This is a genomic window from Streptomyces sp. DH10 (assembly GCF_029813805.1).
Taxonomy (GTDB): domain Bacteria; phylum Actinomycetota; class Actinomycetes; order Streptomycetales; family Streptomycetaceae; genus Streptomyces; species Streptomyces coeruleofuscus.
Genome location: NZ_JARVKU010000010.1, coordinates 239476 through 253332, shown reverse-complemented (window position 1 = coordinate 253332; position 13857 = coordinate 239476). Strand labels below are relative to the sequence as shown.

12 protein-coding genes and 1 pseudogene are annotated in these 13857 nt (G+C 74.8%); 3 read left to right on the top strand and 10 right to left on the bottom strand.

The genetic code is table 11. From position 1 onward, the window contains the following. Positions 1 to 77: 77 nt before the first annotated feature. The 8 genes and pseudogenes from QC385_RS22315 to QC385_RS22280 all read right to left on the bottom strand — a co-directional run bounded on the left by QC385_RS22315 (position 78) and on the right by QC385_RS22280 (position 9210). Positions 78 to 1355, bottom strand: coding sequence for a glycosyltransferase (locus QC385_RS22315; RefSeq protein ID WP_279543082.1), 1278 nt, complete (start codon positions 1353 to 1355; stop codon positions 78 to 80). Beyond that, positions 1352 to 2317 (bottom strand): glycosyltransferase, encoded by a 966-nt coding sequence (locus QC385_RS22310; RefSeq protein WP_279543081.1) that lies wholly within the window; start codon positions 2315 to 2317, stop codon positions 1352 to 1354. The genes QC385_RS22315 and QC385_RS22310 overlap by 4 nt, the downstream gene beginning before the upstream one ends. Beyond that, on the bottom strand, positions 2314 to 3387 hold the full coding sequence (locus QC385_RS22305) for a glycosyltransferase family 9 protein (RefSeq protein WP_279543144.1): 1074 nt from the start codon (positions 3385 to 3387) through the stop codon (positions 2314 to 2316). The genes QC385_RS22310 and QC385_RS22305 overlap by 4 nt, the downstream gene beginning before the upstream one ends. A 264-nt stretch (positions 3388 to 3651) precedes the next feature. Then, a pseudogene (locus QC385_RS22300) lies at positions 3652 to 4146 on the bottom strand (D-glycero-alpha-D-manno-heptose-1,7-bisphosphate 7-phosphatase); the annotation flags it as partial. Then, positions 4143 to 5216, bottom strand: coding sequence for a glycosyltransferase family 2 protein (locus tag QC385_RS22295; protein WP_279543080.1), 1074 nt, complete (start codon positions 5214 to 5216; stop codon positions 4143 to 4145). The gene QC385_RS22295 and the pseudogene QC385_RS22300, both read right to left, overlap by 4 nt. Beyond that, a complete protein-coding gene (locus tag QC385_RS22290; RefSeq protein WP_279543079.1) occupies positions 5213 to 6877 on the bottom strand; it encodes a carbamoyltransferase family protein in 1665 nt (554 codons plus the stop codon). Before QC385_RS22290 ends, QC385_RS22295 begins: the two co-directional genes overlap by 4 nt. Before the next feature lie 78 nt (positions 6878 to 6955). Further along, positions 6956 to 7921, bottom strand: a complete 966-nt coding sequence (locus tag QC385_RS22285) for an NAD-dependent epimerase/dehydratase family protein (RefSeq protein WP_279543078.1) — start codon at positions 7919 to 7921, stop codon at positions 6956 to 6958. A gap of 761 nt (positions 7922 to 8682) precedes the next feature. Beyond that, positions 8683 to 9210, bottom strand: a complete 528-nt coding sequence (locus QC385_RS22280; RefSeq protein WP_279543077.1) for a hypothetical protein — start codon at positions 9208 to 9210, stop codon at positions 8683 to 8685. A gap of 265 nt (positions 9211 to 9475) precedes the next feature. On the opposite strand from QC385_RS22280, the gene QC385_RS22275 reads away from it, so the two are divergent. Beyond that, positions 9476 to 10009: a hypothetical protein gene (locus QC385_RS22275; protein WP_279543076.1), complete on the top strand. Its 534-nt coding sequence runs from the start codon at positions 9476 to 9478 to the stop codon at positions 10007 to 10009. A 27-nt stretch (positions 10010 to 10036) separates the two neighbouring features. Here QC385_RS22275 and QC385_RS22270 read toward each other — a convergent pair whose 3' ends face one another. Next, positions 10037 to 10360, bottom strand: coding sequence for a hypothetical protein (locus tag QC385_RS22270; RefSeq protein WP_279543075.1), 324 nt, complete (start codon positions 10358 to 10360; stop codon positions 10037 to 10039). 224 nt (positions 10361 to 10584) lie between these two features. Between QC385_RS22270 and QC385_RS22265 the strand changes: the two genes are divergently transcribed. Further along, complete coding sequence (locus QC385_RS22265) at positions 10585 to 11040, top strand: hypothetical protein (protein WP_279543074.1); 456 nt, start codon at positions 10585 to 10587, stop codon at positions 11038 to 11040. A 71-nt stretch (positions 11041 to 11111) separates the two neighbouring features. Beyond that, positions 11112 to 11966 carry a fructosamine kinase family protein gene (locus tag QC385_RS22260; RefSeq protein ID WP_279543073.1) on the top strand — a complete coding sequence of 285 codons (855 nt, stop codon included), beginning with the start codon at positions 11112 to 11114 and terminating at the stop codon, positions 11964 to 11966. Between the two features lie 4 nt (positions 11967 to 11970). On the opposite strand, the gene QC385_RS22255 is transcribed toward QC385_RS22260, so the two are convergent. Further along, on the bottom strand, positions 11971 to 13629 hold the full coding sequence (locus QC385_RS22255) for a catalase (protein ID WP_279543072.1): 1659 nt from the start codon (positions 13627 to 13629) through the stop codon (positions 11971 to 11973). Positions 13630 to 13857: the final 228 nt, after the last annotated feature.

Below are 13857 nucleotides of genomic sequence, written 5' to 3'. Positions count from 1 at the left end.
CGGTGGACGGTGGCGGACCCGCACCTCCTTCGGTCTTCGGGCGTCGGCGACGGCCGGCGGGTCGGGGACGGATCGCTTCAGCCGGCGCCCGTCGCGGCGGGCTCGGCGTCGAGGACCTCGCAGTAGGCGGCCTCGGTGGCCGCGGCGACCTGGCCCCAGCCGTAGCGGGCCAGGACCCGGCGGCGGCCGGCCGCCCCGCACGCGGCGCGGGCCGCCGGGTCGGCGAGCAGCCCGGCAACGGCGCGGGCCAGGGCCTCGGGGTCGCGGGGCGGCACCAGCCGTCCGGTGCCGGGGTCGGCGACGGTGTCGAGCTGCCCGCCGACCGCGCTGGCCACGACGGGCACGCCGCAGGCCATGGCTTCGAGCGGGACGATGCCGAAGGGTTCGTAGTCGGCGGGGCACACCACGACGTCGGCGGAGCGCAGCAGCGGCGGCACCTCCTCGCTGGGCACGGCGCCGGTGAAGCGGACCCGGTCGGCGACGCCGGCGTCCCGGGCGATGCCGCGCAGCCGCCGCACCTCCGGGTCGTCGTCGAGCCGGTCCGCCGGCGGCCCGCCGACCACGACGAGCTCGGTTCCGGGCAGCCGGGCCAGCGCGGCGACGGCCACCGCGGCGCCCTTGCGCGGCACCAGCCGGCCCAGCTGGAGCAGCCGGTGCGGGTGGGGTCCGCGTGGCGCGGCCGGGCCCTTCGGGCTGAACCGATCGGGGTCGACTCCGCACGGCACGATGCCGATCTTGTGCGGGGGTATGCCCATGCGGGTCAGTTCGGCGGCCTCGTCCCGGCAGGTGGCGACGACCCGGTCGCAGCCCAGCCCGATCTCGGTCTCGCCGGGGATCCGCTCCGGCGGGCTGGTGTCGGCGTGGCGCTGGTGCCGTCGCTTCACGGTGCCGAGGGCGTGGTACGTGTGCAGCAGGGGCAGCCCGTGCGCGCGGGTCGCCCGCAGGGCGGCCAGGCCCGACATCCAGTAGTGCGAGTGCACGAGGTCGGGGGCCCGGGTGCGCCAGCCGCGGGCCAGGTAGCGGCCGAACTCGCCCATGTACGGCAGGAGCTCGTCCTTGGGGAGCGGCTCGGCCGGTCCGGCGGGGACGTGGTGCACCTCGACGCCGTCGCGCAGTTCCACCCGGCAGGGCAGGTCGGGCGCGTCCCGGCGGGTGTAGACGGTGACGCGGTGACCGCGGTCGGCGAGCGCCCCGGCGAGGCAGGCGACGTGGACGTTCTGACCGCCGGCGTCGACCCCGCCGAGCGCGGCGAGGGGACTCGCGTGCTCCGAGACGAGCGCGATCGCGAGGACCCCCGGGTCGAGGGGGTCGCCGCCGAGGGGCCCGGTGGGGAAGGGGCTGAGGGACGGGGTCATGAGCACACCTCCGTGATCAGGCGCTCCCAGTCGGCCAGAAAGCGCTTGAGCCCGTAGCGTTCGAGGGCCGCCTGCCGGGCGCGGGCTCCGTCCGCGGCCGCGGCCTCGGGTTCGTGGAGGTAGCGGCGGGCGACACGGGCCAGGACCTCGGGGCGGGTGGAGAGGACGCCCGCGCCGCGCGGTACCGCCTCGACGGCCTCGGTGGTGGCGAGGGCCAGGACGGGCAGGCCGAGGTGCATCGCCTCCAACAGGGACAGGCCGAGGGAGGTCCAGCGCACCGGGTGCAGGTACATGCGGCGTTCGGCCATGGCCGTGTGCAGCTCGCTCTGGGGCAGGTCGGCGGTGCGGCACCGGTCCGGTGGCAGGCCGAGCCGGCCGGCCAGGCCCTCGGTGCCCATGCCGAACACGTCGAGCGGCACCGCCTCGGCCAGAACGGGCAGCAGGTCGGTACCGGTGTACCGGGCGCGTCGCACGGGCTCGTTGACGACGACCGCGGCGCGCGCGAGCCTGCCGGTGTAGCGGTGGCCCGGGTCGACGATGCCGTGTTCGACGACCTCCGTGCGGGTGGTTCCGCAGTCCCAGAACAGCCGGTTGAAGTGCGTGACGTGCACGATCGTCAGATCGGCGCGGTCGGCGCAGGGATGCCGGGTGTCCGGTACGTCGCCGTCGGGCGCGTTGTGTTCCAGGTACAGCGCGGGCACGTCCCGGCCGGGGCGGCGTCCGCCGAGCCACCGCTCGGCCAGGTCGAGCTCGTGCGGCCGTTGCAGGACGACCAGGTTGACGGACGTGTCGCGGAGTTCCCCGGGCGTGACCTCGCGCACGGAGGCGGGCCAGGAGAAGGTGCGGGCCCGCCCCAGGCCGTCCGGGTCGCGGCCCGGCGTGACGGGGACGAGGTAGGTGTGCGGGCCCTGGACGAACGCGGTCGTCCAGGAACCGTGCACGTGCCACAGCAGGATGTTCATACGGCCGCTCCTCGCTCCGTCTGTTCTCCCTGGTCCGCCGGGTCGTCCGTGAGGGCCGCCACGGCGGCGAGCACCTCGGCGTCGCCGATGCCGTCCAGGCAGGGATGTCCCGGCACGGGGCAGTGCCGGGACCGGGTGTCCGCGCAGGCGGCGTACCGGTCGCCGAGCAGGACGTGCGGTACGCCGTAGGGGGCCCACCGTTCGGCCGGCACGACCGGTGCGAACAGGCTGACGACGGGGGTGCCGACGGCGGCGGCGAGATGGGCCGGGCCGGTGTTCCCGGCCACGACGACCCGTGCCCCGGCGAGGACTCCGGCCAGGTGCGGCAGGTCGGTGGCGCCGCCGAGGTCCAGTGCGTGCCGCCCGGCGACCCGCGCGGTCAGCTCCCGCTCGGCGCGGCCTCCGGTGACGACGACCCGGTATCCCTCGGCGGACAGGGCGGCGACGGCCCGTGCCGCCCGGCCGGGGCTCCAGGCGCGGGCGGGGACGGCGGCGCCGGGGTGGACGACGACGTACGGCTCGGGGCCGGTGAGGTGGGTGGTGGGGGGCGGCGGTGTGACGCGCAGCCCGCCGTCGTCGCCGGGCGGCAGGGCGTAGCCGGCGGCGCGGGCCAGGTCGAGGGCGGCGAGGGCCTCGTGGCGGTGCGGCGGTCTGCGGTGGCGCAGGTCGAGCAGCGCGCCCGGGTAGTCCTCGCTGTCGGCGGCGGTCCATCCGATTCCGGCGAGCCTCAGCAGCAGGGCGATCGGCAGCGGGCTCTGGTGGTACGACACGAGGACGAGCGCCCGGTCGAAGCGGCCCGCCGTGAGCGTCTCCATCAACTGGCGGGTGGCCGCCCGCGTGACCTGCGGCGGCTCCAGCCCGACCCAGGGGGCGTCGTAGATCAGCACGTCGTCGGCCCCGGGCAGCATCCGCGCCGCCGCGGCGCCCTGCGGCCCGCACAGCAGCGCGGTGTACGAGGACCCGGCCGCGACGGCCCGCACGGCGGGCCCGGCCAGGAGCACGTCTCCGGCGCTGTCGAGGCGGACGACGAGGGTCCGGGGCAGGCGGCCGCGGGAACGGAAGGGGATCATCGCGGCTCCCCCGTCGGCAGGGCGGGGTGACCGCGGTACCGCCGCCGGCGCGGCCCGGTGGCGGCGCGGTTCGCCGGCCGGCCCGGTCGGGCTGCTCCGCCACTCCCCCGTCGCCCTACCGGGATCCGGTCGTGCCGGTCCCGCCGGCGCGGCGACCGGGGGCGGGTCGAGGGCGAGGCGGACCGCGGCGAGCAGGTCGGCTGCCGTGGTGTCGGCCGCCTCGGTCTCCTCGGGGCGGGTGGCGGCCGTGGGGACCAGGATGCCGCGGGCCCCGGCGGCGCGCGCGGCCTCCACGTCGGCCCCGATGTCGCCGATGACGACGGTGCGTTCGGGCGGGACGGCAAGCCTGCGGCACGCGGCCAGGACCAGACCGGGTGCGGGCTTGCGGCAGCCGCAGCCCTCCCCCGGCCCGTGCGGGCACACGGCCCAGACGGCGAACGGCCCGAGCAGTTCCTCCACGCGCAGGCGTACGTCCTCCACCTGGCGGGGGGTCAGCAGACCACGGGCCACGCCCGACTGGTTCGTCACGACGCCGACGGGAATCCCGGCGGCGCGCACCGCGTCGACGGCCTCCCGGGCCCCCGGCATGGGCGCGACCCGCGCCGGGGCCCCGTTGTAGGGGACGTCGGCGACGAGCGTGCCGTCGCGGTCGAAGAGGACAGCCGCGGGGAGCCGGCCGCCGGGCTCGTGCGGGGGCTGCCGCACGCCGGTGGGCCCGTACGCCCCGGAGAGCAGCCATGGACCGGTGGGCCGGGTCATGACCGCAGCCGTTCCCTGACCGCCGGGCGGGCCGCGGGCGCCGGCTCGCCGGTCCCGAGCGGGGTGAGCGGCCGGGCCGTCCGATGGGCGAGTCGCCCGCGCAGCCAGTGCCAGGTCGCGGCCGGCGGGATGAGCGCGCTGGTCACGACCATGGTGAGCACCTCGTCGCGGGTGCGCGGCCCGGGCAGGATCCGGGCCAGGGCGAACTCGGTCGTGCCGGCCAGCCACGCGGCGGCACAGACCCCTGCCGGCCGGTGCCGGCCGAGCAGGGCGCAGCCGAGCGCGGTCACCCCCGCCCCGGTGACGGCCAGGTGGACGGGCAGCCGCCCGCGGTGCGCCTCCGCCCGGCGCCACCAGTGGCGGCCGTGCAGCCGGGTCATCAGCACGTCGTCGGCGTTGCCGGCCTGGAAACGGACGGAGGTCCAGCGCCCGGCCGGCCGCACGGGGTGGGTGGTGGTGCGCCGGCCACCGGTGAGCGTCCAGCCGGCGTCGAGGACGCGCAGGGCGAGGTCGGCGTCCTCCCGGAAGGCCCGCCGGAAGCGCTCGTCGAATCCGCCGACGGCGGTCAGCGCGGCCCGGCGGTAGGCCATGTCCGCGGTGATCCAGCGGGCGGTGGCGAGTGAGGCCGTGTTGCGTTCCCAGTCGGTCGGGCGGCGGTCGGCGGGCAGCGGTACCTCGATCCGGGCGGTGATCCCGGCGGTCCGCTCCGTCGCCGCGGCCAGGTCGAGCGTCAGGTCGTCGCCCCAGGTGGGGCCGGGTACGACGTCGTCGTCGAGGAAGACGATCCAGGGCACGTCACCGGCCGCCCGCCAGCCGAGGTTGCGTGCGGCGGCGGGTCCGCGCGCCCCGCCGGGTACGACGATGGTGCGCGAGCGCAGGGAGGGCGGGACGTCGGCGGTGAGGGGCGGGCCGGCCGGGCCGGGCCGGTCGTCGACGAGGACCACCCGGACCGGCCCCGGTCCGCTCGCCTCGGCCAGGGCGTGCAGGCACGCGCGCAGGCTGGGCCGGCCGAGGGTCGGGACGACGACGGCGTACTCGGCGTCCCGCGTACGGGTTTCGGGCCCGGTCATCGCAGGCCTCCGGCGTCCTCGGTACGGAACAGGTCACCGCGGCGGACGGCGTACGGGCCGATGGCCAGCAGGTCGACGGGCGAGGAGCCGAAGCACTCCAGGGCGTCGCGCGGGTCGTCGACCATGGGCCGCCCGGCGGTGTTGAGGCTGGTGTTGACGACCACGGGCAGTCCGGTGAGCCGCTCGAACTCGCCGAGCATGCGGGCCACCAGCGGTTCGCGGCCCGGGTCGACGGTCTGGATGCGGGCGGTGCCGTCGACGTGGACGACGGCGGGGATGCGTTCGCGCCACTCCTGGGCGACGTCGTGCACGAACAGCATGTACGGGCTGGGCAGCGGGCCGTCGAAGATCTCGGCGGCGCGGTCGGCGAGGACCATCGGGGCGACGGGCCGGAACTGCTCACGGCCCTTGACGTCGTTGAGCCGTTCCAGGTTGCCCGCGTGCCCCGGGTGGGCCAGCAGGGAGCGGTGGCCGAGCGCCCGGGGGCCGTACTCGGAGCGTCCCTGGAACCAGGCGACGATCGCGTTGTCGGCGAGGGCGCGGGCGGCGGTGGCGGCGATGTCCGGGGGCCGTTCGAAGGGCACGGCGGCCGTCTTCAGCCAGGCTCCGAGCTCCGCGTCGGACCAGTCCCGGCCGAGGTCGGCGCCGGTCATGGGCTCCGGCTCGTCGCCCTCGCCGGCGGACAGCAGCAGGGCGCCGCCCAGGGCGGTGCCGGCGTCTCCGGCGGCGGGCTGCACCCACACCCGGGAGAAGGGGCCCTCGCGTGCGATACGGGAGTTGGCGACGCAGTTGAGGGCGACGCCTCCGGCGAGGGTGAGCACCTGGTCGTGGGTACGGCCGTGAAGCCAGCGCACGAGGTCGAGCAGGGTCTCCTCCAGCACGGCCTGGGCGCTGGCGGCGACGTCGGCGTGATCCTGCGTCCACGGCTCGTCGGCGCCGCGCGGCGCGCACAGCTCGTGCCACGGCACGCCGGTGGCGTGGAAGCCGCCGTCGCCCGTCGGGTACACGTGGCGGCGGAGTTCGGTGAGCATGCGCGGCGTGCCGTGGGAGGCGAGCGCCATCACCTTGAACTCGTCGGAGGAGCGCAGGAAGCCGAGGTGTTCGGTGAGTTCCTCGTAGACGAGTCCGAGCGAGTGCGGCAGGTCCTGCGCGTGCAGCGCCTCCAGCCGGTCACCCACGCGGCGTGCGGCCAGGTGGGAGGCGCGTTCGCCGCGGCCGTCCAGGACCAGTACGGAGGAGTCGCCGGCGTCCGGTGCGGCGAAGGCGCTGGACGCGGCGTGGGCCATGTGGTGCGGCACGAAGCGGACGATGCCGGGGTCGAGGCCGGGCAGGGCCGTCCGCAGGAACCCGGGTGCCTCGCGGGCGTAGGTCAGCCGCAGGTGGTCCCACGGGTCGTCCAGACCCATGTCCTCGGCGGGCCGGGCCAGTGCCGGGTCGAAGGAGTAGGTGACCGCGTCGAGGTCCTGCGGGCGCAGCCCGGCCCGCTTCAGGCACCAGGCGGCGGCCTTCTCGGGCAGCTCCCAGGCGGAGAACGGCAGGGGTCGCTTCCCGTGCTTGCGCCGGGAGAAGCGCTCCTCCTCCGCGGCGGCGACGGTCCGCCCGTCGATCACCAGGGCGGCGGCGGGGTCGTGGAACAGGGCGTTGATTCCGAGGATGCGCATGGGGGTGGCGGGCCTTTCGGCGGTCGGGACGAATCCGGACGCGGTCGTGCGGGGGTGCCCGGGCGGGTCGGTCGTGGGTCAGACGTCGGTTCCGTCCTCGCGGAACCAGGCGATCGTGCGCCGCAGCCCCTCCTCGGCGCGCACCCGCGGTTCCCAGCCGAGCTTGTCGCGGGCCAGGGTGATGTCCGGGCAGCGCACGGCCGGGTCGTCCACCGGGCGTTCGATGAAGCGGATCTCCGACGGGGAGCCGGCGAGTTCGACGACCAGCCGGGCCAGGTCGAGCATCGTGATCTCGGTCGGGTTGCCGATGTTGACGGGGCCGCGCATGCCGTGGGCGGCCGCCGCGAGGATGCCGCGGACGGTGTCGTCGACGTAGCACAGCGACCGGGTCTGCCGGCCGTCGCCGGTCACGGTGAGGGGCTCGCCTGCCAGGGCCTGCCGCGCGAAGGTCGGTACCGCGCGTCCGTCGTGGCCGCGCATCCGCGGGCCGTAGGTGTTGAACAGCCGCACGATGCAGGTGTCGGTGCCGTGGGTGTCGGCGTGGGCGGTGGTCAGCGCCTCGCCGAAGCGTTTGGCCTCGTCGTAGACGCTGCGCGGGCCGACCGGGTTGACGTTGCCCCAGTAGCGTTCGTCCTGGGGGTTCTGCTGCGGGTCGCCGTAGACCTCGGAGGTCGAGGCGAGGACGAAGCGGGCCCGGGAGGACCGTGCGAGTTCCAGGGCGTTGCGGGTGCCGAGGCTGCCCGTCTCCATGGTGTGCAGCGGCAGTCGCAGATAGTCCGCCGGGGACGCCGGGGAGGCGAAGTGCAGGACGAGGTCGGGCCGTCGCTTGATCCGCAGGCCCTCGGCGACGTTGGCCTGCACGAGCGTGAAGCCGGGCCGTTCGAGCAGCGGGGATATGTTCTCGGGCCGGCCGGTGCAGAAGTCGTCCACACAGGTGACGGCCGCGCCCGCGTCCAGCAGGGCGGCGCACAGGTGGGAACCGACGAACCCGGCGCCGCCCGTGACGACGGCGTGTTCCCAGCTCCGTGAGAGGGCGGTGGTCATCTCGGGTCTCTCCTCCGTCAGCGGCGTACGGCCCGGCACGACGGTGTGCGCCTCGGACCGCTGAGGGTGGCCGGAGGCCGTCGAGCCCACGATCAGCGTCCGCCGACGCCGCGACCACGGCACGGTCGCGTACGGCAAACCGGTGAGTCACGGAGGGTGAGGGGGTGGGGTTACCGGGTGTTCGGGCAGGTCGGGGGTGGGTGGAGGGAGCTGGGAGCGGGGGTGCTCGCGCGGCCTGCGTGGAGCGATGGGGACAGGGCTCGGATCGGTGGGCACATCCGGGGCTGACCGGCGGATCGAGGCCGCCGCAGGGCTGCGGGCCGAGGAGGGCACCGCCCGGGCGGACCGAGGCCCAGCCCGGTCGGAGATGGGCTGGCCAGCGCAGTCGCGGGGCGGGGAACCAGCGCGGTTCGCGCCGGGGCCGAGCCGGTTGCGGACCGGCGGACCCACACCGTCGCGGACGGGCCCGGTGCGGGTCGCGAACGGGGGCCGGCCCGGTCGCGGACCGGGGAACCGACGTCGCCGCGGGCCCGTGGTCCAGCACGGGGTCGCGGATTAGATGGTCGGCGCCATCACAGAACGGGAAATCAGCACGTTCGTGGACGAGCGGCCCGTCGCGGGCCGAGAGGCCGGCGCCATCCGGGCAGGGCAACGGCGGCCCCGACCCACCGGCGAGCCAACCCTCGTGGACCGGCAGCCAGGCACGCCCAAGGCCGGCGGGCCGAGGCCGCCGTGAGCCGGTAGGGGCAGCAGCCCCCGCGTCAGGCGATCAGGGTGCGGCCCGGGAGCAGGCGGTGGAGGAGTTGGGAGTGGTGCAGTTCGGCCACGGGGGCGAGTAGGTCGGGGTGGCGCAGCAGGGCCGCGGCGCGCTGGTCGCTGTCGTCGGGGGCGACGAGCCGGCGGAACTCGGCCGGTGCGCCGGTGCTGTGGCTGCCCTCGGCGAGCGCGGCCACCGCCAGGGCGGCCAGTTCCGGGTCGGTGAGCAGACTGGCCGCCCAGCTGGCCACGACCTCGTCCACCCAGGTGCGCCAGGCGTGTGCGTCCACGTCGTCGCCCAGGGACGCGTCGGCGCCGGTGAGCCAGTCCAGCCGCGCGGAGCCGCCCGGGCCCGCCACGTCGACCAGGGCGGCGTCCATCACCGTCGGGTACCTGAGCCATGCCGCGACCGTCACGGCCTGCCGGGCCTGCACCTCGCACAGGGCGGAGGCAAGCGCCCCGCCGGTGGCGGGGAAGGCGCGGGTGAGCCACTGGGCGGTCGCCGCGATGACAGGAGAGAGGTCTGCTTGCACTGCCAGGCCGTCCGAGGGGTGGGAAGCGGGGATCTGCCCGTAGACGGTAGCCGCCGCCCCGCGCCCCCGGACGTGATCGGGACCTCGTCCAGGCTGTGGCCTCGGCCACACCGAGACGAGGCCCGCACGCAGGGAGCTGATCCCGTTTCGCCGGGAAGGTCCCGGGCACCCGCCCCGCGTAGCCTTCCGCAGCCGGACAAGTCCGGTGAATCCCCTGTTCGGGCCGCGGCCCGGGGCAGGGCCGGAGCAGGACAGGAGCAGTGTCATGACGGAACAGCGAACGGATCCGCCGGGCGCCCACCGTGCTCCGGCCACCGACATGTCGCTGCTGGGCATCTACCTCAACGACCATCTCGCCGGCGCCACCGCCGGGACCGCCCGGATTCGCTATCTGCTGCGTTCCTGCCGGGGTACGGCGCTCGGCGACGCCCTGGCCCCGGTCGCCGCCGAGATCGCCGAGGACCGGGCGAGCCTGCTCCACATCATGCGGCGGCTCGACGTGCCGGTGCGGCGCTACAAGGTCTACGCGGGCCGCGCGGCCGAGCAGATGGGCCGGCTGAAGAGCAACGGCAGCCTGGTGCGGCGTTCCCCGCTGAGCACGCTGTGGGAGCTGGAGGCGATGGGCCTGGGCGTGGAGGGCAAGACGGCCGGCTGGCAGACGCTCCGCGACCTGGCCGCCACGGACCCGCGCCTCGACGCGCGGCAGCTCGACGACCTCATCGAACGGGCCCGGCGGCAGCGCGTCACGCTGGAGGAACTGCGCCGCAAGCAGGTCGATGTCGCCTTCCGCGAGACCTGACGCACAGGCCCCGCCGCCACCCCCGCCTTACCAGAACCTGCTGCTGATAGCCGGCTGGTGCGACAGCTCGGCGGCGTCCCGCAGCCGCAGCGCGACGCTGATGGTGGCGCGCAGGGCGGAGGGACGGACGGTCTGGGCGGTCTCCGTGGCCAGGACCAGCAGGCAGGCCGCCGCCTGTTCGACGATCGTCGCGGGGAGGATGAAGTCGTTGTCGGCGGCCGCGCGGAACGCCTTCAGGGGGATCGCGGCCCCGTCGATGGCCCGGTGCGCGGCCTGCTCCAGGTGCTGTGCGGCCTGTTCGCACACAGGGGCGGGCAGGGCGATGGTGCGCTGGAACGATGAACTCGTCATGCTCCGACTGGTCCCCCGGCTGCGGCCGGTTCTGTCGGCGGGCGGCGGGATTTCACCGTCCCGCGTGACCGGGACGTGGCGAATGTCCCGGAATGGAAACGGCCGCAGAGCGCCGCGCAACGGCGGCACGGTACGAGAGGTCTACTCCAGGGATCGGCTCCCCCGGCGAACGGTCCGCCGCGACCCGGGGAGCGCGGAGAGAAGACCACAACGGGGGTACCAGAATGTTCCGCACCACTGCCCGTCCGGGCCGCCGGCGCGCGTTCGCCGTCGGCTGCGTCGCCGCCCTCGGCATCGCCGCCGCGGCCGTCCCGGCCGCCGCCGCGTCCACCGCCGGCACCGGCGACCGGTACACCGCCGAGGAGATCCACACCTTCCTCGAGGACTTCTACGGCGAGCACGGCCCCGGCGACTTCGCCCGCACGTACGGGATCTCGCCGCACCTCAAGGAGAAGGTGGCGGCCAACCCGGAGTTCGACGTCCTGCTGTGCGCGCAGAACCTCCCCGCGTCCATCGACATCGGTCCGGTCACCACGGCCCAGTCCGCCGGGGTCGGCTGGGCGACCGTGAGCACGTACTGGAACGGCGGGTCCGACAAGGCGGACTTCACGGCGTACGTCGACCTGGACGCGACGCGGCCGATCCAGTTGCTGGACGTCGATTGCGGGTCCGAAGGCTGAGTGCCGGGCCACCGGGGGCGCGGTCGTACTCTGGGTGTTCGATCAAGCTCGGACCCGAGGGAGGAGCGCGTATGACCACCCCTGCGGATGTCGTGGCCCGGCTCACGGGGCGGGCTGTCACGGGGGAACGGCCGCTGTCCGGGGCCCTCGCCGAGGTCACACTCGACGACGGGCGGGTGGTGATCGCCAAGCGTGCCGACGATCCGCAGGCCACGCGGGCCGAGGCGGCCGGGCTGCGCTGGCTGGCCGGCGCGGGCACGGTGCGGGTACCGGCCGTGCACGGCCACGACGGGAACTGGCTGGTCGTCGACTGGGTCGCGCAAGGGCGGCCGAGCCGGGAGGCGGCGGTCCGCTTCGGCCGTGACCTGGCCGCCCTGCACGCATCCGGGGCGCCCGCGTTCGGCGCGCCGCCCCCGGACGGTCCGGCGGACGCGTACATCGGGCTCGCCCCGATGCGCAACGAGCCCGGCACCGACTGGCCGGGCTGGTACGCCGAGCACCGTGTGCTGCCGTATCTGCGGCGCGCGGTCGACCAAGGGACCGTCCAGCCCGGTGAGGCGACCGACGTGGAGCGTCTGTGCGAGCGACTGCCGGAGCTGGCGGGGCCCGCCGAACCGCCCGCGCGGCTGCACGGCGACCTGTGGAACGGCAACGTGCTGTGGGCGGCCGACGGACAGGTCCGGCTGATCGACCCGGCCGCGCACGGCGGACACCGCGAGACCGACCTGGCGATGCTGCGTCTGTTCGGCTGCCCGCACCTGGAGGAGGTGCTGGACGGCTACCAGGAGGAGGCGCCGCTCGCCGACGGCTGGCCGGAGCGCGTCGGCGTGCACCAGCTGTTCCCGCTGCTGGTGCACGCCGTGCTGTTCGGCCGGAGCTACGCGGACCAGGCCCTCGCGGTGGCCCGTGGCGCCCTGACGGGGTGACCGGTCACCGGGTCACGACGTGCCGCTCGTCCGGCACGCAGTGGGTCATGGTGAGGCCCTCGACGTCGCGCGGCGGGTTCTTGCCCAGGTTGACCAGGCGCTCTCGGTCCTCGTCCGTGAGGTCCTGGCTCGCCAGCGGCTCCAGACCGGCCACGTCCTCGGGGCCGATGCCCAGCCCCTCGCCGACCCGCAGACCGAGGTCGTTCTCGACCAGCAGGAAGTGCCAGACCATGCGCTCCTGCACCGGCCGGTCGCACTGGGACAGCAGGTCGGTGAAGTTCTTCACCAGGTCGTCGCGCTCCCAGTCCTCCAGGAGCAGGTAGCGCTGGCCCGCCTGCATGTAGTCGTTGGTGCGGGGGATGCGCTTGCGGGTGAGCCGCCCCTCGATCACGGGCCCCTGCTCGTCGTGGGTCGGGTAGCGGGCCTCACGCAGGCCGCCGGTGATCGACGGCTCGTAGTTGACCTGCGGGTTCTCGCCGCCGCCGTCCACGTGGTACGCCATCTGGCCGTCGCGCTGGTTGGTGCGCACATCCGCGTTCTTGGCCTGGTTGACGGGCAGTTGCAGGTAGTTCGGGCCGACCCGGTAGCGCTGGGTGTCGCTGTAGGAGAAGGTCCGGCCGACGAGCATCTTGTCGTCGGAGAAGTCCAGGCCGTCGACGAGGACGCCGGTGCCGAAGGAGATCTGCTCGTTCTCGGCGAAGAAGTCCTGCGGCATCCGGTCGAGCACCATCCGCCCGACCGGCTTCGGCGGGAAGTCCTGCTCGGGCCAGGTCTTGGTGTCGTCCAGCGGGTCGAAGTCGAGCTCGGGGTGGTCGTGGTCGTCCATCATCTGGACGAGCAGCTCCCACTCCGGGTAATCGCCGCGGGCCACCGACTCGTACAGGTCCTTCGTGGCGTGCCCGAGGGAGTCGGCCTGGACGTTGGCAGCGTCCTCCTCGGTCATGCTGCGCACGCCCTGCTTGGGCATCCAGTGGTACTTGACCAGCTTGGTGTCCCCGTCGGCGTTGACCCACTTGTAGGTGTTGACGCCGAAGCCCTGCATGTGGCGGTAGTCCGCGGGGATGCCGCGCGGGCTGAACAGGTTGACGAGCATGTGCATGGACTCGGGCGTCTGCGACATGAAGTCGAAGATGCGGCGGGGCTGCTGCTCGAAGGTCACCGGGTCCGGCTTGAGGGCGTGGATGACGTCGGGGAACTTGATCGCGTCACGGATGAAGAAGACACCGAGGTTGTTGCCGACCAGGTCCCAGTTGCCGTCCTCCGTGTAGAACTTCACCGCGAAACCACGCGGGTCGCGGGCGGCCTCGGAGGAGTCGCGTCCGCCGATGACGGTGGAGAAGCGGACGGCCACGTCCGTGCGTTTGCCGCGCTCCTGGAAGAGTTTGGCCCGGGTGTAGCGGCTGATCGGCTCGTCGCCCCAGGTGCCGTAGGCCTCGAAGTGCCCGTAGGCGGTGACGCCGCGGGCGTGCACGACGCGTTCGGGGATGCGTTCCCGGTCGAAGTGGCTGATCTTCTCCAGGAACTGGTAGTTCTCCAGCGTGGCGGGCCCGCGGGCGCCGATGGTGCGCTGGTTCTGGTTGTCGTAGACCGGATGGCCCTGGCGGTTGGTGAGGACCTCGCGGTCATCGCCCGGAGCGGGACCGGTACCGGATACGTCCGTCATATGCGTGGGCTCCTTCGGCTCATGACCGGCGGCCGACCGGGTCGGCGCCGAGCGGCCGCCCGGCCGGTCCTGGCGGACCCGGGTACCCGGCGGAGCGGGGTCAGTCACGTGCCGCTGCCCGTACGCGCCGCACTTGCGAACCGCGACCAGTTGTGCCCGGCACCGCCACCGCGGTCCTCGTTTCCAGGGCGCTGCCGGCCTTGGTCGGTGTGCGTGAACCAGGGACCG